General features: G+C 46.4%; 15 protein-coding genes and 4 pseudogenes. 3 read left to right on the plus strand and 16 right to left on the minus strand.

The features are described 5' to 3' along the window. Positions 1–27 precede the first annotated feature (27 nt). The 13 genes and pseudogenes from ATN88_RS07270 to dctP all read right to left on the minus strand — a co-directional run bounded on the left by ATN88_RS07270 (position 28) and on the right by dctP (position 13,012). Positions 28–2,184, minus strand: coding sequence for a peptidase domain-containing ABC transporter (locus ATN88_RS07270; RefSeq protein WP_067413495.1), 2,157 nt, complete (start codon positions 2,182–2,184; stop codon positions 28–30). Further along, entirely contained in the window at positions 2,181–3,449 is a 1,269-nt protein-coding gene (locus tag ATN88_RS07275) for an HlyD family secretion protein (RefSeq protein ID WP_067413498.1), read from the minus strand. Before ATN88_RS07275 ends, ATN88_RS07270 begins: the two co-directional genes overlap by 4 nt. Positions 3,450–3,466: 17 nt before the next feature. Beyond that, entirely contained in the window at positions 3,467–4,195 is a 729-nt protein-coding gene (locus ATN88_RS26070; protein ID WP_232312920.1) for a hypothetical protein, read from the minus strand. Continuing rightward, the gene (locus tag ATN88_RS26950; RefSeq protein WP_232312922.1) at positions 4,114–4,455 is read right to left on the minus strand and encodes a hypothetical protein; all 342 of its coding nucleotides are present in this window, start codon (positions 4,453–4,455) and stop codon (positions 4,114–4,116) included. Before ATN88_RS26950 ends, ATN88_RS26070 begins: the two co-directional genes overlap by 82 nt. Positions 4,456–4,532: 77 nt before the next feature. After that, on the minus strand, positions 4,533–4,658 hold the full coding sequence (locus ATN88_RS28180) for a hypothetical protein (RefSeq protein ID WP_269748110.1): 126 nt from the start codon (positions 4,656–4,658) through the stop codon (positions 4,533–4,535). Between the two features lie 80 nt (positions 4,659–4,738). Then, entirely contained in the window at positions 4,739–5,911 is a 1,173-nt protein-coding gene (locus ATN88_RS07285) for a glycosyltransferase (protein WP_067413501.1), read from the minus strand. A 36-nt stretch (positions 5,912–5,947) separates the two neighbouring features. Further along, positions 5,948–7,339: a hypothetical protein gene (locus ATN88_RS07290; protein ID WP_067413504.1), complete on the minus strand. Its 1,392-nt coding sequence runs from the start codon at positions 7,337–7,339 to the stop codon at positions 5,948–5,950. Continuing rightward, complete coding sequence (locus ATN88_RS07295; RefSeq protein ID WP_198158344.1) at positions 7,323–7,748, minus strand: toxin-activating lysine-acyltransferase; 426 nt, start codon at positions 7,746–7,748, stop codon at positions 7,323–7,325. The genes ATN88_RS07290 and ATN88_RS07295 overlap by 17 nt, the downstream gene beginning before the upstream one ends. Positions 7,749–8,260: 512 nt before the next feature. Then, a pseudogene (gene cuyA / locus ATN88_RS07300) lies at positions 8,261–9,258 on the minus strand (D-cysteate sulfo-lyase). A gap of 84 nt (positions 9,259–9,342) precedes the next feature. Further along, complete coding sequence (locus ATN88_RS07305) at positions 9,343–10,122, minus strand: alpha/beta fold hydrolase (RefSeq protein WP_067413511.1); 780 nt, start codon at positions 10,120–10,122, stop codon at positions 9,343–9,345. Positions 10,123–10,127: 5 nt separating this feature from the next. After that, a complete protein-coding gene (locus ATN88_RS07310; RefSeq protein ID WP_067413514.1) occupies positions 10,128–11,429 on the minus strand; it encodes a TRAP transporter large permease in 1,302 nt (433 codons plus the stop codon). Positions 11,430–11,469: 40 nt separating this feature from the next. Continuing rightward, positions 11,470–11,991, minus strand: coding sequence for a TRAP transporter small permease (locus ATN88_RS07315; RefSeq protein ID WP_067413518.1), 522 nt, complete (start codon positions 11,989–11,991; stop codon positions 11,470–11,472). A gap of 16 nt (positions 11,992–12,007) precedes the next feature. Further along, a complete protein-coding gene (gene dctP / locus ATN88_RS07320) occupies positions 12,008–13,012 on the minus strand; it encodes a TRAP transporter substrate-binding protein DctP (RefSeq protein WP_067413522.1) in 1,005 nt (334 codons plus the stop codon). Between the two features lie 369 nt (positions 13,013–13,381). Here dctP and ATN88_RS07325 point away from each other — a divergent pair, with 369 nt between their 5' ends. Further along, positions 13,382–14,290: a LysR family transcriptional regulator gene (locus ATN88_RS07325; RefSeq protein WP_067413526.1), complete on the plus strand. Its 909-nt coding sequence runs from the start codon at positions 13,382–13,384 to the stop codon at positions 14,288–14,290. A gap of 24 nt (positions 14,291–14,314) precedes the next feature. Here ATN88_RS07325 and rlmC read toward each other — a convergent pair. Next, a pseudogene (rlmC, locus tag ATN88_RS07330) lies at positions 14,315–15,453 on the minus strand (23S rRNA (uracil(747)-C(5))-methyltransferase RlmC). 219 nt (positions 15,454–15,672) lie between these two features. On the opposite strand from rlmC, the pseudogene murQ reads away from it, so the two are divergent. Together murQ and ATN88_RS07340 are read left to right on the plus strand one after the other, a co-directional pair. Then, positions 15,673–16,571, plus strand: a pseudogene (murQ, locus tag ATN88_RS07335) (N-acetylmuramic acid 6-phosphate etherase). 341 nt (positions 16,572–16,912) lie between these two features. Continuing rightward, positions 16,913–18,121: an ammonium transporter gene (locus tag ATN88_RS07340; protein ID WP_067413530.1), complete on the plus strand. Its 1,209-nt coding sequence runs from the start codon at positions 16,913–16,915 to the stop codon at positions 18,119–18,121. Positions 18,122–18,190: 69 nt separating this feature from the next. Here ATN88_RS07340 and ATN88_RS07345 read toward each other — a convergent pair whose 3' ends face one another. Both ATN88_RS07345 and ATN88_RS07350 read right to left on the minus strand, forming a co-directional pair. Continuing rightward, complete coding sequence (locus tag ATN88_RS07345) at positions 18,191–19,012, minus strand: AraC family transcriptional regulator (RefSeq protein ID WP_067413533.1); 822 nt, start codon at positions 19,010–19,012, stop codon at positions 18,191–18,193. A gap of 22 nt (positions 19,013–19,034) precedes the next feature. Continuing rightward, positions 19,035–19,623: pseudogene (locus ATN88_RS07350) on the minus strand (LysE family translocator). Positions 19,624–19,737: the final 114 nt, after the last annotated feature.

The following is a 19,737-nucleotide window of genomic DNA, read 5'->3' on the forward strand; positions in this document are numbered from 1 at the left end:
GTTTTTCAACGTGAACATTCAACTAATCTAGACTGGCTCTGGAACATCTTTCACAATCCGACCACCTTCAAGGCTTATCACCCGATCTGCCGCAGCAATGGTTTCTGGGCGGTGCGCAATTTGCAGGATTGGGATACCCAGCTCTCTTAAGGTCTTGCTAATTTCCCGTTCATTGGTCACGTCTAAATGACTGGTTGCCTCGTCCAAAATTAGCAACTTTGGATTTTTATAGAGGGCCCTAGCCAGCAATAAACGCTGCTTTTGACCACCTGATAGGGAGCCGCCCATCTCACCAACAAGCGTTTGGTACCCCATCGCCAAATCCATGATGTCGGTGTGAATGTTGGCAAGCTGAGCACACCTAACAGCATGTTCTAAATCGACCTGCTGACTGAAGAAAGAGATGTTTTCAAGAATCGAACCATTGAACACCTGATCGTCTTGGAAAACGGTGCCGACTTTCTTTCTTATCTCTGCCATATCCCCTTTCGCGATATCCTCGCCAAATAACCGGATGGTGCCTTTATTCGGTTTATAGAGACCAAGCAGAAGTTTCGCCAGCGTGGTTTTGCCTCCCCCAGATTTTCCGACGAGGGCGACGACTTCATCAGAACCAATTGAGAAGCTAACGCTGTCCAAAATTTTCTTTTCAGATCGAGAGTACCCAAAACTCACTTTTTCCACTTCAACAACGGCGCCTAAATCCTCCTCTTCTGACGAAATCGATTTAGCCATTTCATTAACCGTGAGTTTGATGCCTTCGCGATCAAAAGACGGCTCTTTCTTAGTGAGGACAATATCAGCCAACCTTTCGTTGTAGACACTCAGCATTCGGTACTCGAACACTTTGTCGATGAGCGAACTGATGCTGGTTGAAAACCTAAGCTGGAAAGTAGTGAACGCGATAAACATACCGATGGAAAATGTACCTGCTAGCACCGCATTCGCGCCAAGCCAAAGCACAGTCACCGAGGAAATACTGATCAAGGATTTGTTTAATAGGCCGTAAATCATTGCCAGTTTGTTTTCGTGCAACTGAGCATTTCGACGATTAACGTTGAGGTTTCGCCACGTGTTCTCGCGCCACATGATGCTGCCGTTAATGCGAAGGCTGGTCATCCCCTGTACAGTCTCTAAGAAGTGGCTTTGCTCGCGGGTACTGGCCTCCCACGTGTTTTCCTCCGCCTTTCTAAAGGCATCAAACCAGGTCACTCTCAACAAAGCGTATATCGCTGCGGTGATTACACTGACGGAGGTCAATGCCGGGCTATAGATCAGCATGACAACGAGGGTAACAACCACCAATATGGCGTCCAAAATCGCCTGAATGATATTGTTGGTTATCATGGATTGAATCACATTGACGGAGTCAAACTTGGCACTGATATCACCTATCGCGCGCTTGTGAAACCAATCGATAGGCAAGCGAACGAGGTGATTAAAGACATTTGCCGTCCACTGCATGTTGAAGTTAACGGCAAGGTATATCGAGCACCAATCCCTCGCCAATCCAACCATCGCTTCCATAAACGCGACAATGAGCATCGCAAATATGATCAGCGTTAATAGGCTTATATCCAACCCAACGAGCACCTCATCGATAACCAGTTGGTTTATCAAAGGGCCAATCAACATGAGAAGCTCTAACACGCAGGCAAAGAGGAAAATACGAAGAAGAGACGACTTAAATCCGATGGTTTTCCCAATCAAATCTTTCAGTCGAATTTTGTCACGAATGTCTTTTTTAACGAATTTATGATTAGGAGACAGCTCAAGTGCCACACCGGTGTAATGATCGCTGACTTTACTCAGCGGTAAGGTTTTCACACCTGTCGCCGGATCATAAATCTCGACACTATTGCGATTTACCTTGTTGAGGACAACAAAGTGGTTCATGTCCCAATGCAGGACACATGGTGTCGCTAGGTGCTTTAGTTCACTGATGTCGGCGTGTAGTGCACGTGCGCCTAGATGCAGTTCATTGGCGCACTCCACCAGTCGTGCCAAGGTTACACCGTGCACTGACACATCACACTGACTGCGTAGCTGTTGCAATGACATCTTAAAGCCATGCCAATCGGCAATCATAGCCAAACAGGCAATACCACATTCAGCGGCTTCAGTTTGCCTCACTAGACGGAGTTTTTTGCTCCATCCGAAATTCAGTGTCTCAACTACGTTCATTGCACTTTTTCTCGAATTCTTTGGATCGGGCCGAGCAGCCACTCATACAAATGCCTTTTCTCTACGCGAATATCAGCAGATACAGCCATTCCAACTCGAAGAGGCTCTTCTCTTCCGTACGCGGTCACCGTTTGTTTTTCTAATTCTACGGTCACTCGATAAAGTGCTTCGCCAATATCTTTAGGGATTTGCCCTGACAGTTCAATGTCGCTCGGCAATAGAGCTGACTGGGAAATTTGAACTACCTTCCCTTTTTGAATACCAAATTTTTCAAACGGAAAAGCAGCAAATCTTAAGCCGACTTCCTGTCCTTCCGTGATAAACCCAATATCTCGACTGGGGGCATAGAGGTCGACTAAAAAATCAGACATGTCTGGAATAATTGACACAACAGTATCACCCGCTGTAATTGCCTGGCCTTGCTCGACCACAACCGCGGAAATAATGCCAGACACTGGTGCATTAATGGTTGTCGTGCCTATCGCTGATAATTCAATTTCTTGTTGCTCTAATGCCTGAAGTTGGCGTACTAGTTCTTTCTCACGAACGTCTTTTTGTATTGTCCAATAGTCTTTTTGGTGATTAACAACTTGTAATTGCTTTTCTAAGCTTGAGACTCTTGAGCTAAAAGATTCTTCGTCAGACAAAAGTGAGACCAAATCAATGAGTTCGTTTTGATAAGATATTTCTGATACATATTTTTCACTTGCAAGCTTAGAATATCGCTCTGTGGTTCTCTGCTTTAGTTCTGTCTTCTGCTTTGCAAGCTCAAGTGATTTTTCCGCGCTTCGAATTTCGCTTTCGAGTTTCTCAACTTCACCATTGAGTTCCTCTATCTTAATAGAACTCATTTTCAACTCATAATCGAGTTGACTTTCTAACATCTGGTATTGTTGAGAGAGGGACTTTAATAATGCTGATTGAACGCCCGTTCCTGAAATGTCGAACCTTTCACTATTAATCAAGTAAAGCGGTTTACCTGATTCAACCGTTTGCCCTTCATTAACCACTAAATCTTCGATAAACCCACTCGATGGAGCACGAATTTTAATAAGCCCACTGGAAGGCATAACCATACCTTCCAAGAATGCTTTTTTTGTGTACTCACCAAAATATAAAAAACATACAATCATTATTATGATGAGAACACTAGCATAGGCAGCGATACGCTGGTTTATACTAGATGCAATCAAAATACTGCCAGGAGCAGTATTTAGTCGTGACTCTACATATTCTTTTCTAAAAATATCTCTATTTTCTGACATACAGTTGCGATATCACCTTAAGCGGATGCCTTGAAGATAATATTCCTCTCATCAACAACTTTTGTTTTTGTGGAACAGATATCTGCACTACATTGACAGATGGGTGTATGACATATCGTCGGGTCTTTAGGTAGATTCAAAGACGTGTCATAGATAGAGCCAATAGGACCTTCTTGCATACACCAAGAACGATATATCTCACCTTCAAAGGTAATGATGATGTTCTCTATACCACCGCCACACTCCCATCCAACAAAGTTCGTTTTCTGTTCTACAACCAAGTCAAAGCTACTTCTAACTTCTTCTTCACCTTCAGTTGTCAACACAGAAACCAAGCCTCTTGGTTCAGGAAGTTTCTTCTCGCATTTCCCGCCTCGAAATTCCTTCATGATGCGGTCTTGTGCTTCGGTATAGTCAAAACGTTTTGTCAGGCCACCCTTACCAAAACCGTGGTAAAGCGGCTGAAGCGCGATAATGCAATTGAGCTCTTCCTTTAACTCTTTTGCGAATTCATAACACTCGTCAAATCGACTTGGATTCATCATTACGTTGATCTGGAGTCGTGTTGTTTGAGATTCATGAACAATTCTAGCCACGTTCTTGAAATGTTCTTTGTCTTTTACAAACTCAGAATGATAGCTAATAAATGCACCATGAAGTGCGCCTATATTGCTTTCCCACCAATGAACAGGGCGAGAACATTTGAGATAATGGAAACCAATCCACCTTGATTTTTTATCTTCCAAATAAGCTCACCAAACCAACGAAAAAGTGTTACCTCACCACCGCCAAACTCAAAATAGGGTTTTACACCTTTCTGCTCACAATATAAAAACACATCATCGACAAACCTTGATATATCGTCATAGTTTGCAGGTTTGATACTCCCATCTCTCAGATCTGGATGGCAATAGCTACATTCATAGTTGCATTTATTCGTCAAACCCCAATTTACATTGAAGTATTTCTTACCGTCTGATGCGTTTTCTAAGTGTGTAAAATCCATTTCCGCAGACCTATTTTCTATCATTTAAAGCATGGCATTTGATAAAAGGAAGTGCACATGCACTTCCTTTCATTTTCTTAGCGACGGTATTCGCCATTTTCATTTGGTGGAGTAGTTGGCTCTTCGCTTGGACCGCAAGAGCACTCGCTACCTTCACACGCACCAGATACCATTTTCAGTTCTTTTTCATTTAGTTCAAACATAACAATTTCCTTATAATTAATCACAGCTGAAATGCGCTGACCATTTTGGTTTGATTACTACAAACCTATACTTAGATAAGCTATCTCGTTAGCCAACTTTTGTCTTTACCAGACAACTCATCCACGTATCCCAGAATATTTGGCAACCAGGTTATTACTTCTAAAAGAGAGAAGAAAAATGGAATATTCAATACATCTCTGATGTTTATTTTCGCCCTATTCCCACTCTTTCTTATGAAGATCGACATAAAGATAATGTCAACAATTAGGTTGATACCAATGATGCTTAGCGGTAACCAAAGAGAGAAGTAGATCATTAAAGGGACTGCAATAATCATTGGCGGAATGCAATATTGCAGTGCATTCATTAAAAACCATGGCGATGATAGAAATCCCATTTTCTTAGAAACTTTCCAAGTCTCCAGATAAGCTTCTACACGCCCTCGTGCCCATCTTCTTCTTTGTTTGAAGAGATCTTTTCTATTAATGGGGCATTGTGTAGTCGCCATCGCGCTTGCAGCGTATCCGGTACGGTAATTGTTCGCTATCGCTTTCCAACACCACGAGATATCTTCAACGAGCCACTCACTCCAGCCACCAAGTTCTTTAACCACTTCTGCACGGTGAGCTACAAATGCGCCAGCCAATACTGGCACGATACCAAGTTGATCTTGGGCTGCGCGAAACGCTCCGTAGACACCAATATGCTCATAGTACTGGGAGCGACCAATCAGAGAACCTTGGTAGTTTTCAGGGACGATGTAACCACATACCGCCGCATACCTTGGATCACTCCACATCTTCGACGCCAATTCATAAACACCATCTTTTTCAATGAAAGTATCACTATCAACCACGATATATACGTCACCTCGAGCAATATCCTTCTCAAGAACATAATCCAGTGCAATGCCTTTTCTACCGCCATTTTTTTCACGCTGTACGAAAACATATTCATGTTTTCGCTCGTAGGTTAGCCAGCGTTGTACAGCAGCAGGGGCATTGTTTGTTGAGCCATCATCAATAATGATAACTTGAATTTTTTCTGGATATATCTGGTCATCTATTTTGTTTAATGACTTGATAATTAAGTCTGAGTCTTCATTGTAGAATGGAACAAATACCGAAACAGATGGCATATCAGCATCGGCAACATGAGGTTTCCATTTGACCACAAAGATCAAGAATAGTATCAGACTTGATATTAATGTAATTGCAAAAGGTATAGATAAGATAATAGACCAGGTATCCATTTAATGTACCTTTGAATTTTAAATACTAAAAGAGTGTTAGTCCCAATACTTCGAGACGTAGCTGCTAATCATTTCATTGATATCTGTGTTACTTCCACCAAACCCAGCAACACGTTTATCCACTGTTAATGTATATTTGTTGTAAAAGATATCTCTTAGATTAAAATCTATATTCGATTTTTCTATCTTTAGTGATGAAAGAACAGAGTTTAACTCGGATATGAAGTCCTCTCTCACTATTCCATAAAGAGCTTTACGTTGCGTTTTATTTTCGCGAAGTTTTTCCTTTATCTTTTTTCCAACTTCTTTAAGATAAATGTCATCACCAGACAAACCACATTGCTTCGCAGTTTCTAGATCTTCATATTCCTCTCTTATAGAAAGAAATTTACTAATTAGTGCTTTCTTTTCTTCTTCATTAAGACCATAACAACTGTACTTATTGATGTAGAAAAATAAATTTTGTAGCCAGCGAGAAATCGGAAAGTGGTCATCCCATACACCACCAAGACCTTCAGTTAGAACAAAGTTGTCATAATCAGGAACAGCGGTAATTGTTCCAAAATCTAGAAAGGCTCCGTCCATCCCTATATTTGAGCTCGTCAAGGATCCATGTGGGATACCTTTTACTCTCGAAATAGCAATTTGATGCCCCATTCTAGTTACTGCATCTAGGAGATAACTGAATATTGGATTTTTTTCGCCCTTAAACTTGTCTTCACAATAGGCATCCAACTTCAACGTCGAATCTTTGACGTAGAAATGGTCACTGTCCCTTAAGTATTTAAACTCAGACGCTGGCCAGAAGTATGTCGCTCTTTCATAGTGTGCAGGCCTAACGGCTAGCTCTCTAATAATTAGCGCTGTCGGTTGCTCGACCATGTCACCTAACCCATAGTCAGATAGGATAGAGCCATTCGTTTTGATGATTGCAAGAGTACGCACTGCACCATAGGGTAATTCAAAATGACAAATCTCGCCCCATATCGCCTCCGCAACCGCTTCAGTGAGGCAGACTTTTCCATGAGAATGCCCATAGTCCACATTCACTGCGACTAAGGGGTTTCGTCCATTTCCTTTGATTTGAAAATGACCATTGATACCACATCTTGCACTTCCGCCATTGGCTTCTTCTGCAGGAGACCCGTATCTATCAGCCAGAAATACCTTTCTATCAGAAAGATCTAATTTTTCTGAATTTTCATAATCCGGTGTGACATAAGAAAAATTATCCAGAATTTTTTGTTCTGTCGTCTCATCACAAGGATATCCCAAAGATCTCACAATATCCTTGTTGTACCAGATTAACTCTGTATTTTTCAACTTCACACAATCGAAAGGAACAAAATTATATTCCGATAACTCTTTACCAAATAGGCCTGTATTTTCTTTATTAGGCTGAGAAAATGTATCAAGCGTTCTTTTCACTTTCCCACCTTTTTACTTTAATAATTTCACCCAATTCATCGCGCACACAAACATTGATTGAATGTACGCCAGAAGATAATAAACTTTCACGAATGTCATATAGCATTCTAATGGCTTCATAACTTGGGCCATTTACACAAAAGTCCATAATAATAAGATGTGGCCCTTCATTCCAATCAGAAGGGTGGAGAGTAAATCTACTTTCGGTTAGATATTTATCTAACGTATTGTCATCGACCCAAGCCCAGGTTACATAGCCATTATCTTCCTTTATCATTCTCGTTTTAATAAGAAGGATTTGGTCATGATATACCGCTGGCTTCATCCAGTTGTAGAATGATTTAATAGATATGTTGCGTCTGGATGAATCCGACATACATATTTTCAAAAGCATGCCAAGCATTTCCATTCTATGCTCGTGGAAATACCTGCCTCGCTCATGGTTATATATGATCAGATTCCACTCACCAATCGGTGGAATTGTCATTAGCTCAACTCACGTATACTTTTATATTTATGTTGTGAGAAGAATATCTAGTTACTTAGGCAGTGTTAAGTATCTCAGGCACCCAATTCGACAAAGTTCTCATTTATAAACTTATCAAGCAAACGTGAATTAATTGTTAATAACATGATAGCCAAACAACACTGCGCACAAGCAATATATCTGTCGCTTACTTTTGAAATTCAAATCAATTTACAGATATAACTTTAAGAATTAGATCGCAATTATATGGGGTTAATGTAACTCAAGGTCATCAACACATAGATAGCTTTGTCAGTTATGTGGTAGGCGGGAGTTTCAAATGCATATTGAGAGTTGGATTTGCAATTCATTTCAATTGAAGAGCTAACTGCTCATTTCAGCAGCAAGCCTTATAATTAGACGTTCAATGAGATGCTCCGTTCATCAATGCTGACTTAAAAACCAAACGCTCCTCGATACCCAGACAAGGCTTGCGCCCCTCCGGTATGCAAGAACACGATATTCTCACCTTTTTTGAAGGTACCATTGCGTACCAAGGCGATAAGGCCTGCAGCACCTTTTCCTGAATACACTGGGTCAAGCAAGATGCCTTCATAGCGAGCGAACAGATTTATCGCTTCTATAGTGCTCTCCGCAGGAATGCCATAGCCCTCGCCAACAAAATCGCAGTTAGCGACAACATCGTCGCGTTTCACGGCATCGGGAATACCCAGTAACTCACAGGTTTTTTCCGCCAGCGCGAACACGTTGTCTTCTTGCTGCTGCTTAGGCACACGAACTCCAATACCAAGCAAAGGGATCTGGCTGTTAGTCGCGCACAGTCCTGTCACCAAGCCAGCTTGTGTGCCAGCCGAGCCAGTAGCTGTCACTAGATGGTCTATCTGTAGTCCTTGGTCATTGGCTTGATTTACAAGCTCCAGCGCGCAGTTTGCATAACCCAAAGCTCCAATGGCATTTGAGCCGCCACCGGGAATGATGTATGGCTTGCTGCCTTTCTCCCTTAGCTCATCCGCCAGTTTTGCCATCGCAGCATTCATGTCTGACCCACCAGGGTGTGTCGTGAGTGATGCGCCAAAGAGTTGATCAAGCATAACATTGCCATTGTGAACGTAATCAGGGTCTGTTGATGCTGTTCTGTCCTCCAACAAAATATGACATTCCAACCCCAACTTGGTGGCAATCGCGGCTGTTTGGCGACCGTGATTAGTCTGCGTTGCCCTTGGGTGATGATGGTATCTGCGCCTTTCTCCAACGCGTCTGCCATCAAAAACTCCAATTTTCGGGTTTTGTTGCCGCCACCGGCGAGCCCTGTGCAATCATCGCGCTTGATCCAAATTGTCGGCCCTCCCAACAGTTCAGACAGGCGTGTTAACGGCTCCAAAGGTGTAGGAAGATGTGCGAAACGAAGACGTGGGAAACGAGCTAGATGCATGATGATTTTCCTTTCTCATTCTAATTTTGCTCGCGAGTGCACCTCAGCAATGCTGATAAGTAGATGTCACTCGCTTAGCTTGGGTTAGTCTCTGACAAGTTGGTGTTGCTGGACTTTCTCACTCTGTAGGAAGTCGATAACCAACAAATTGAAGATGTTCGCTTTTTCTAAGTGGGTGTTGTGTGCCGCCAGAGGAACCACCGCAAGGTTAGCGTCGCTGATCCCTCGCCAAAGCGTCTCAGTTTGCTCCCACATGTATGAGCGATCGCTATCCGGCCAAAGCACCAAGGCTTTGGCATTGATTTGGTCTAGCCGCTCGACAGACCGCCACCCTCCCATTGCCCGCAGCCCATTGATGTAGGTCTGTGTCGATACGCGTTCAGCAAGCTCCATTCCCCGTAAAAAATCAGGATCCGCCTCCCCTTCCGAAAACCAAGTTCGAACGGTATCCCGAGCCACTTGCTCCGTACCTTCACTCTCTGCGCGCGCGATGCTGTCTGCAATCGATTCAAAACGTCCCGGCAAACTGCCAATTGGCCCAGTCGCATAAAGCACTAACCCTTTCACTCGATCTCGGGCTTTAAGTGCAACCTCTTGTGCGATCATACCTCCCATCGAATGCCCCATGAGATGGAAGCAATCTATTCCTAAATCGTCCAACTTACCCAACACGAAGTCCGCAAACCCGTCGATGGAATCCAATCCTATTTCTTGCGCTTTGCCGCCATAGCCCGGTAAATCAAACGCCACGACATCAAAGCGTGTCGAAAACAGTTCGATTTGCTTTTCCCAATAGCTCAAGCTGCTGAGAAAGCCATGTACCAATACCAGCGTCGGCCCTGAACCTACTCGTATACAATTCATCGTTATTATTCCATTAACTCCGGAAGCCAAAGTGCTGTGTCAGGCAGTCCCACCAACAGCAGCAACAGAGTCGCTAACGCGACAATAAAGGGCACGCATCCAATGATGACATCCCCGATTGAAACCTCGTCTTTAGCGAGGTTTTGAATCACAAAAAGGTTGAGCCCAACAGGCGGGGTCAGCACCGCAATTTCCATGGTGATGGTGTACACAACGCCAAACCAGATCAGGTCGAAACCCGCCGCTGAGACCAAGGGATAGAGCGTCGGTAGCGTGATAAAGGTCATCGAAACTGGCTCTAAGAACATGCCCAGCACAATGTAAAACACCACGATCATCGCGAGCACCGCATACGGCGAAAGCTGCATGTCGACGAAAAGTTGGGTGAACTGTTGCGGGATCTGGTGATACGTCATCACAAACCCGAACAACACACCGGAAGAGAGCAACAAGCCAAGGTAGCCCATGGTCTGCATGGTGGATTTCAAAGCCTCAAGCAAACCTTGCCAGCGCAGTCCGCCAAAGAAGTACGCAAGAATGAGGGTAAAGACGGCAGAGACCCCCGCCGCTTCTGTAGGTGTGGCGATCCCCGCATAGATAGAAATCGTGATAACCAGACCGATGATGATCACGGGCAACAGGGCCGACAATGCCACCAGCCAAGGGATCGGGTTGATACTTTCCTGACCCGGAATATCTTGCGGTTTTACCTTGCCCCACACCGCGACAATGATGAAAAACATGGTGACAAGAATCAGCCCTGGCACCACACCTGCGATAAACAGCGCACCAATAGATTGGTCAGTCACAATGCCGTAGAAAAGCAGGATCAGACTCGGTGGCAGAAGAACACTCAAGGTGCCACCTGCGGCCAATACACCGCTGGATAGACGCTTGCCATAGCCAAGCTTGAGCATTTCGGGCAGTGCCACACCACCTATGGTTAGTGCACCCACCATGCTGGAGCCACACACCGCACCAAATCCCGCACAGGCACCGATACTGCCGTACGCCGCCGCACCTCGCACAGGCAATTTGCTGTGCATAAACCAATAAAGATTTGGGCCTATCGATGAACGTCCAATCAGCTCACCCAGAAACACGAACAAAGGCACAGCGAGTAGGATGTAATCAAACCACACGCCCCAGAGTTTCAACTCAACAGTGACCAATGACGATTTGAGGCTGAGGATGTCCAACAAAAAGGGGATTGATGCAGCAGCCAGCGCAAAAGGGATCGGCAACCCGATGATGATAAACCCCATGAGCAAGCCGAGCATACCCAGTCCAACAACGTACCATTCCATAACGCGTCCCTATGTTTTTCCGTGTTAGTGCGTGCTTTGGTTATTGTGTATCTTCGTTATCCGCCACGTTCCTTTGCGACGGTTGTGCTTCTCGGCCAGCGAACAACAAAAAGAGTGCACTCAGACAAAAAGCAAGCAACGAAATCACCACGGGGATCCAAAAGTAGAAGCGAGGCCAGAGCAGAATCTCCGAGGCAGCACCTGAATCCATCGACTTCAACATTGCTTTCGTCGCTGCTGCGAAGAAAAAGCCGCCCACCATCAGCATCACCGAGACGTTGAGTTTATCGACCCAACTCTGAATGGAAGGCGGAAGCCTGTCTCTCACCAGCCCCACTTTCGGATAGGCGTCGTTCAATAGCGCGTAGGACACACCTAGAAATGCCACGGGTACAAGGAGCAAGGCCGTTGCCTCTGTCACCATGCCATCAGGCGAGTCCAATAAATAACGCACACCGACGCCGTAAGTGATCCAAAACGCCTGAACCACCACGATGGCAGCACCGCAGTAAAGCAACGCCAACGACAATTGATTTAGCCGCTTCAGTAGGAGTGATTTCATACGGCGCGCCCCTTATTTAGTCCGTGTGAGACGCGAACAAAGTGCGAATTTTGTCGGCCAGCGGCACCCCACATGCGCCATTCACTTCTGGCGTCCATTTGGCTTGAATGCCTTCCAGTAGTGCTTCAGTGCGATCTTCAGACATAGACACCGCCGAACCGCCGTTTGCCATCACAGCATTACCAACTCGCTCGTCCACCCACGTCTCATAACGCGGTTTCAACCAAGCCTCGGCTTCCACAGCAGCTTCCTTCAATGCTTTTTGGTTTGCTGGGCTGAGGTCATCAAACTTGTCTTTGTTCATCATGTAGATGATGTTCCCGTAGAACATGTTGGCGTTCACCATGTAAGGCATGACTGACCACAATTTCCAAGAGCTGTACGTCGCCACGCCCATGTTGATGCCATCCACCACGCCTCGCTCGGCTGATTGAAACACCTCTTTCGGAGCCACAAACACAGGCTTACCGCCCCAGGTTTCAATCATCATGCTCACTAGCGGACCAATCGAGCGCACGAGCTTGCCATCGAGCTTACCGATGTCCGAGACAGGTTCTTCAAACCACCACTCTTGGTCATAGGAATAGTTGGAGTTAATCAGCGGAATAAGATCCGCTTTCCCGGCTTCCGCTTCAATCAAGGCGGCGTAGTCGCTGTCTAGCTCGATTTGTTTCTCTAGGTTTATCGCAACGGGATATAGAGAGGTCACGCGATAACAAGGCAGACGCTTGTCTGCTGGGATCCAACTGATGTCTGACACACCGCCTTGAACTGCATCAACACCTTCACTCCAACCATGCAATGTCGCAGACGGGAAGATTTGCACCTTGAGATCGCCGTTACTTTTTGCCGCCGCCAGCTCAGCGAATTTTTGGAAACCCTGATAACGGATATCGGACTCGTTGACATACGTTGATAGGCGAATAGTTTCAGCCGCTTGCGCAGCCAAAGGCAACGCGCCAGCAATGGCGAGCGTGAGAGTGCTTTTTAAAAAAGAACGGACGTAGCGTTGGCACTGCATAGGACATCTCCCTTGTCTTTGTTCGCTATGAATCGGTTCCGTCACCTCGGGCATCCAAGGTTTCAAAATGACTCCATTAAGCATGGTGACAAGCCAAAGATTTGCGTAATGCCGAATTGGTTGGGTGGTATTCCAATTTTTTTGGTGTCTGAAATACCATTTAAAATCTGAGAGTTAATGGAAGGCTAGGTAACCCTAAGACGAAAAAAGGGATTTATGACGCATCGCCCTCCATCTTGGTTGAGTGGTCTATTTTCTTATCTTTAAGTCTTTCACTTTGGGTGGCTCTGATACTGTTAAAACCACGACTCGAAGGATCGACGAAGAGCACTAGGTCTGTGTATACAGTAGTAAGACCTGGAGGATGTATTGGACTTTAAATTATTGGAAGACTTTGTCTGCCTCGCCCATTCGAGCAGCTTTACGTCTGCGGCTAAAGAGCGCTTTGTCACTCAGCCCGCGTTCAGTCGACGTATCAAAGCACTTGAACAATGGGTTGGGGCGGATTTGGTCAATCGCGACTCACCACAACTTGAATTGACCGAGCAAGGACGCGCCTTTGTGGTAGAAGCAGAAGAAATTCTCAACAAGCTCTATCAAGCCAGAGAATCTGCGCGAGCCTTGAAAAAAATCACCACCAACGAAATCTCCGTCGCCGCGCAAAACTCCATAGTTCAAACCGTATTTATGGCTTGGATGGAGCAGATTGAGAAATCCGTCGGCCCTATCTACGTCAGGCTCTCTTCCGACCGTCTCGCTGACTGCATTGAAATGTTTCGAAACGGCACCGTGGATTATCTCCTTTGCTACACCCACAAAGACGTTGGATTAGGCATAGATGATGCGCGTTTTCAAAGCACCGTCATTGGCGAAGAAACGCTGGTGCCAGTGACACTTCGCTCAGACGACAAGCCCAAACATGCCTTGCCCGGCACTTCAACACAACCTATCCCTTTGGTCGCGTATACTCATCAGTCCTTGTTCGGGAAAGCCCTCGACCAGTTGCTTGAAAACGCGGATTGCTACCTCACCCGCCGCTACGAAAACCCTTTTGCGCACACACTCAAATCCATGGTGTTGGGCGGTTATGGGTTGGCTTGGTTACCACACTCATTTGTGAAAGATGAATTGATGCGAGGGGAATTGTGTTTAGCTGGTGATGAAAGATGGCACATCCCCTTCCAAGTCAGATTACTTTATCGGACACCGGAAGGAGAGTTAGATCGCGCCATCTTTGATGTGTCAGAGAAGATGTCAGCCGCTTTAAACAACAATTGACGCAGCGACTGACACAGAGAAACGTTACTGGCGTCTTTCCAGCAAAACCATCACTTCAGCGTGATCGGTATGTGGGAACATGTCGAACCATTGCAGACGCTTGACGTCGTAGCTTACCAGTCCATCAATGTCTGCTTTTAGCGTGTCTGGATTGCAGCTTGAATACACAATGTGCTGAGGGGCAAGTTCTTCAAGTTGCGCAACCAACTCTTTACCCAACCCACGGCGCGGCGGGTTCACCAACACCAACTCTGGTGCTGTATCCTGCATTTCCGAAAACTTGGTAGAATCCAACGCATCAAAGCTGAGGTTTTCAATCCCCATTTCTTTGGCTGAGCGTTTCGCGCTTGCAATCGCCTCAGGCTCGATTTCAATGCCTGTCACGGCGTCAGTGACTGACGCACAGTGCAACGCAAAACCGCCCACACCACAAAACAGATCCCACATACGCGAAGGCGCGATCTCTTTTACCCATTCACGTGCGGTTGCATACAGGGCTGCTGCCACTTTCGGGTTGGTCTGGAAAAAGCTCTTCGGACGCACGACCAAAGGCACATCGTTGAATCGCTCGACCAAGTGTTGTTCTCAGTCAAAAAGATTTCTTCGTCCCCTTCAAGGCGCGCCATGTGTACAGGTTGAAGATTCACAGACACCACTTTGACTTTCGGGAACGCGGCTTGAAGACGAGCAAGATTAGCTTCAACACGTGGCATGGCATCTGTGCTGCGCATAACAAAGCGCAGCATAAACTCACCAGAGTGATCGGCGCGCGTAAGCAGGATGAACTTCAGCTCACCTTTCTTTTTCACTTTGTTGTACGGCGGGATACCAGAGGTACGAATCCAGTCTTGCAGGTAATCCAGCAGGTCTTTCATGTCACCTGTATACAAAGGGCAATGCGTCAGGCTGACCAGTTCCACATGCTCGCCATGTTTCACATCCGCACCCAGCACTGGCTGATGTGCAGCACCGAGCACCACCATCTTGGCTTTGTTTCGACAGCCCGATTCTTCGCTTAATACCGGCGACAACCACTGCTCAGGCAGACGGTTTTCAAACAGGGATTTCAGCGCATTGTCTTTGTCCGCGACTTGTTGGGTATAAGGTGTCCCCATCAGTTCGCAGGAGCGACACTTGTGCTGTTCGAAGAATTTGCAATGCATACAGAGCTCTACTGCCAGAGAAAAAACGCAAGTCTATGCATCTGAACAGAAATGACCATTCGCATTATTGCTCGTTACCATCAAATACATTCATGATAGGAAAGTCGTTGGAATTTGGCCGAAGCAAGAGTGGGAAGAAGGGTATTTTCCTTGAGTTGTGCCTAGCAGTTCGGGAATACTGACCAACAGAAAAATATGAATGGATTGAGTACGCTACCGATGAAAATAGACCTCACAAAACTGGTGACCGAAAGCCGAAACCCAGCAAGTGCAGAAATCGATACCTTATCAACGCTTGAGATGCTGACTGTCATCAATGAGGAAGATAAAAAAGTCGCCGTCGCTGTTGAAGCAGAATTGCCAAACATTGCCCTTGCTGTCGATGCGATTACTCACGCGTTTGCAGAAGGTGGACGCCTGATTTACATGGGTGCCGGCACATCAGGTCGACTGGGGATTTTGGATGCCAGTGAATGCCCGCCAACCTACGGCACAAACCCCAACTTAGTGGTTGGGCTGATTGCTGGCGGCCACCAAGCCATTTTAAAAGCGGTCGAAAACGCAGAAGACAATGTAGAACTCGGCAAGCAAGATCTCATCGACCTCAACCTGACCCAAAAGGATGTTGTCGTCGGCATCGCAGCAAGCGGCCGCACACCCTATGTGCTGGGCGGCATGCGTTACGCGAAGTCCGTTGGCGCGACTGTCGCGGCGATTGCGTGTAATCACAATGTGCCATGGTTGATGAAGCGGACATTGCCATTACACCTGTCGTCGGGCCGGAAGTGGTCACGGGCTCTTCACGCATGAAAGCCGGTACCGCACAAAAGCTGGTGCTGAATATGCTGACCTCTGGCGCGATGATCCGTAGCGGTAAAGTGTTCGGCAATCTGATGGTCGACGTGGAAGCCACCAACGCCAAATTGATCCAACGTCAGACAAACATTGTTGTAGAAGCAACGGGCGTGTCGCCTGAAGAAGCTAACAACGCACTTGATGCCTGCGGTAGACACTGCAAAACCGCCATCTTAATGTTGCTGGCCGACCTGTCAGCAGATCAAGCCAACGCTCGCTTGGTAGAAAATAACGGCTTTATCCGACAAGCACTCAAAGCCTAATCCTCCTGAACTCCATCCACAGATAACGTTTCGTCCAACAAGGTTATCTGTGGAGCTCTATCTGTGGAACTCGCAAACACAGCCATAAGCACCATTACAGTGCATCGTGCGCTAAGCAAATGCACCATTATGGGACAGCGTACTGGATGCTACATCTCAAATTCGCACACAAAAATGGCATCCACACCCTCTTAAAAATCATTTACACCACAACGCATTAGCCTATCCATGCACCTTCTTGGTGTACCCCTGCACTTATTTAGGACATTCCGGCACACTTTGTGCTTAGTAGCCCTGCAGATAAAGGAATCATGTTCTCAAGGAAGTAGAGGAAACATAACGTGGATAACATCAGTAGCGCGATTCAAACGCTATCCGAAAGTGCAAATACACTGTTTATTTTGATTGGTGCCATCATGGTATTGGCGATGCATGCAGGCTTCGCGTTTTTGGAAGTGGGCACCGTCAGGCATCGCAATCAGGTCAATGCACTGGCCAAGATCATGTCTGATTTCGGCTTCTCGGCAGTGGCCTATTTCTTCATTGGTTACTGGGTCGCCTATGACGTGACGTTTTTCAGTAGCGCAAGCGTCCTTTCAGAAGGCAGTGGGTATGAGCTGGTTAAATTCTTTTTCTTAATGACCTTTGCAGCCGCCATTCCAGCTATCATTTCCGGTGGTGTCGCCGAGCGCGCCAAGTTCACGCCTATGCTGGTCGCGGCAGCCGCCATCGTTGCATTTGTTTATCCATTCTTTGAAGGCCTTATTTGGAACAGCAACTATGGCTTCCAAGATTGGCTGAACAACACCTTTGGTGCGCCTTTCCATGACTTTGCAGGGTCGGTGGTTGTTCACGCCGTCGGCGGTTGGATTGCCCTAGCTGCAATTCTCATTCTTGGCGTGCGTAACGGTCGTTACCGTGGTGGTCGCTTGGTAGCGTTTGCGCCTTCAAACATTCCTTTCCTTGCGCTTGGCGCATGGATCCTGACTGTCGGTTGGTTTGGCTTTAACGTAATGTCAGCACAAACCATGGATGGCATCAGCGGCTTGGTTGCAGTAAACACCCTGATGGCCATGGTCGGCGGCATTATTACGTCTCTTATCGCGGGTAAAAATGACCCAGGCTTCTTACACAATGGTCCACTGGCTGGTCTGGTTGCAGTCTGCGCGGGTTCAGATTTGATGCACCCAATCGGTGCGCTGATCACAGGTGGCGCAGCCGGTGTCCTGTTTGTCTGGTTGTTCACCTTAATCCAAAACCGCTTCAAGATTGATGACGTATTGGGTGTCTGGCCGCTTCACGGTGTTTGTGGCATCTGGGGTGGTATTGCAGCCGGTATTTTCGGTGCAGAAGCCCATGGCGGCTTGGGCGGAGTTAGCCTGATCTCGCAAATCATTGGTACTGTGGCAGGTGTGGTTGTTGCCTTTGTCGGTGGCTGGGTGGTTTACACTGCCGTTGATAAAGTCTCTGGTATTCGCCTTAGCGACGAAGACGAGTACCAAGGTGCTGACCTTGCCGTCCATAAGATTGGCGCAACATCAGACGACTAAGCATACGCGTTCCCCCAACGCAAAAGAGCCCGTTATTGGGCTCTTTTTTATGTCTATAACCAAACAAGGCTACTTTTCAACAAAGTGTGATTGATAGTATTTCGGTGTCACGGCGAGTTTCTTTTTAAACTGACGTTGAAAATGCGCCTGATCGGAAAAACCCAGTTGGAATGCCACATCAGCAATCCCTTTTCCAGCCTTTAGCAACACCTTAGCCCGCTTGATTTTTTCATCCATCAAATAGGCATTGGGCGGCAAACCAAATTGGCCCTTGAATGCCCGAAGCAGTTGATAGCGACTCATGCCCGCTTCACTGGCAAGATCTTCCAGCTGTTGTGTTTGTTGCATGTCATCCAACAGTTTTTCTTTTACCCTTCGCATCTCAGGTTGAGCATGATCGCGCGTTATCAATGTCATTACGTCACCCGCCATCACCGTCTCGATAAACTCATACAAGAGCACTTCGGCTTCCAGTACATCACTCTCAGATTCAAGCGATTGAAAGAGTTGACGATATTTTCTTCTCACGTCTTCGCCGCGCTCTACATCATTCGGAAAGGGCAGGTAATCCAACGCTTCCGTCCCAAAAATGTCACCCTGAATGGTTCCCATCTTAAACGGGTCGACAAACAGCATGCTGTAAGACCATCTTCCGGCATTCGGATTACACGAATGCACATCGTTAGGGTTGATGGTCACAACATCACCTTGCCCGATATGATGAACAGCGTCGCGGTTTTTATAGGTCGCGGTACCTTCTTGAATGATGCCAAACGAGAACTCATCATGGGAGTGCGCTTCGTAACAGGCACAACTTTGATGAGCAACTCGCATCTCAATCCAAGGAAGCAAAGTGCTCTTTTTGAAATGTGCGGTTGGGTCCTTTTTCATTGTGCCGCTCTCAAAGTTTTCCTTACCAAAGTGAAACCACCGATACCCCTAATAAGATGGCCATACTCTGATTAAAATGGCGGTGGTAGCGCTGGTTTTCAAGAAACTTGGCCAATACCGTACCAATTACAGCCCAGACTCCGACCCCAATCACGCAGATCACCAAAGACACGGACGTGAATAACAGCAACAACTGATTATAATCTCCCCCATTCGCGACAAACAAACTGATGCCTGACATCGCCACCAGCCAAGCTTTAGTTGATGAGTTGCGTCACCGCCCCAGTGAGACCGCTTCCTTTGGCACTTTTCTCAAGACGAATACCTTCAGAAGGCGACGTAAAGATTTTGTAGGCGAGATAGAGAATGTACGCGCTTCCCATCAGTTTCATCGAAAACGCCATGGTTGGAATGAATTCCATCAGAAGGTGCAGAGCCATACCACTTGAGAACACGACAAAAGCGTAAGCAATAGAAGCACCGAGTACATGAGACATGGCAGAGCGCATCCCTGAATTCACCGCCGTGCTTGTCGCAAGAATATTGACGGGTCCCGGCGTCACCGCGCCCACAAACGCAAACGTCGCCATTGCTAAAATAATACTGTTCATCACTCTTCCTCCCTGTTCCTAGCAAGACTAGATAAACGCAACGAGGAGTTATTGAACGATATTGCAGAGGCGAAATTTTCCTTTTCCAATCCACGCTTAGACGACGGCTAAAAG

The organism is Enterovibrio coralii, assembly GCF_001559595.1.
GTDB lineage: Bacteria > Pseudomonadota > Gammaproteobacteria > Enterobacterales > Vibrionaceae > Enterovibrio > Enterovibrio coralii.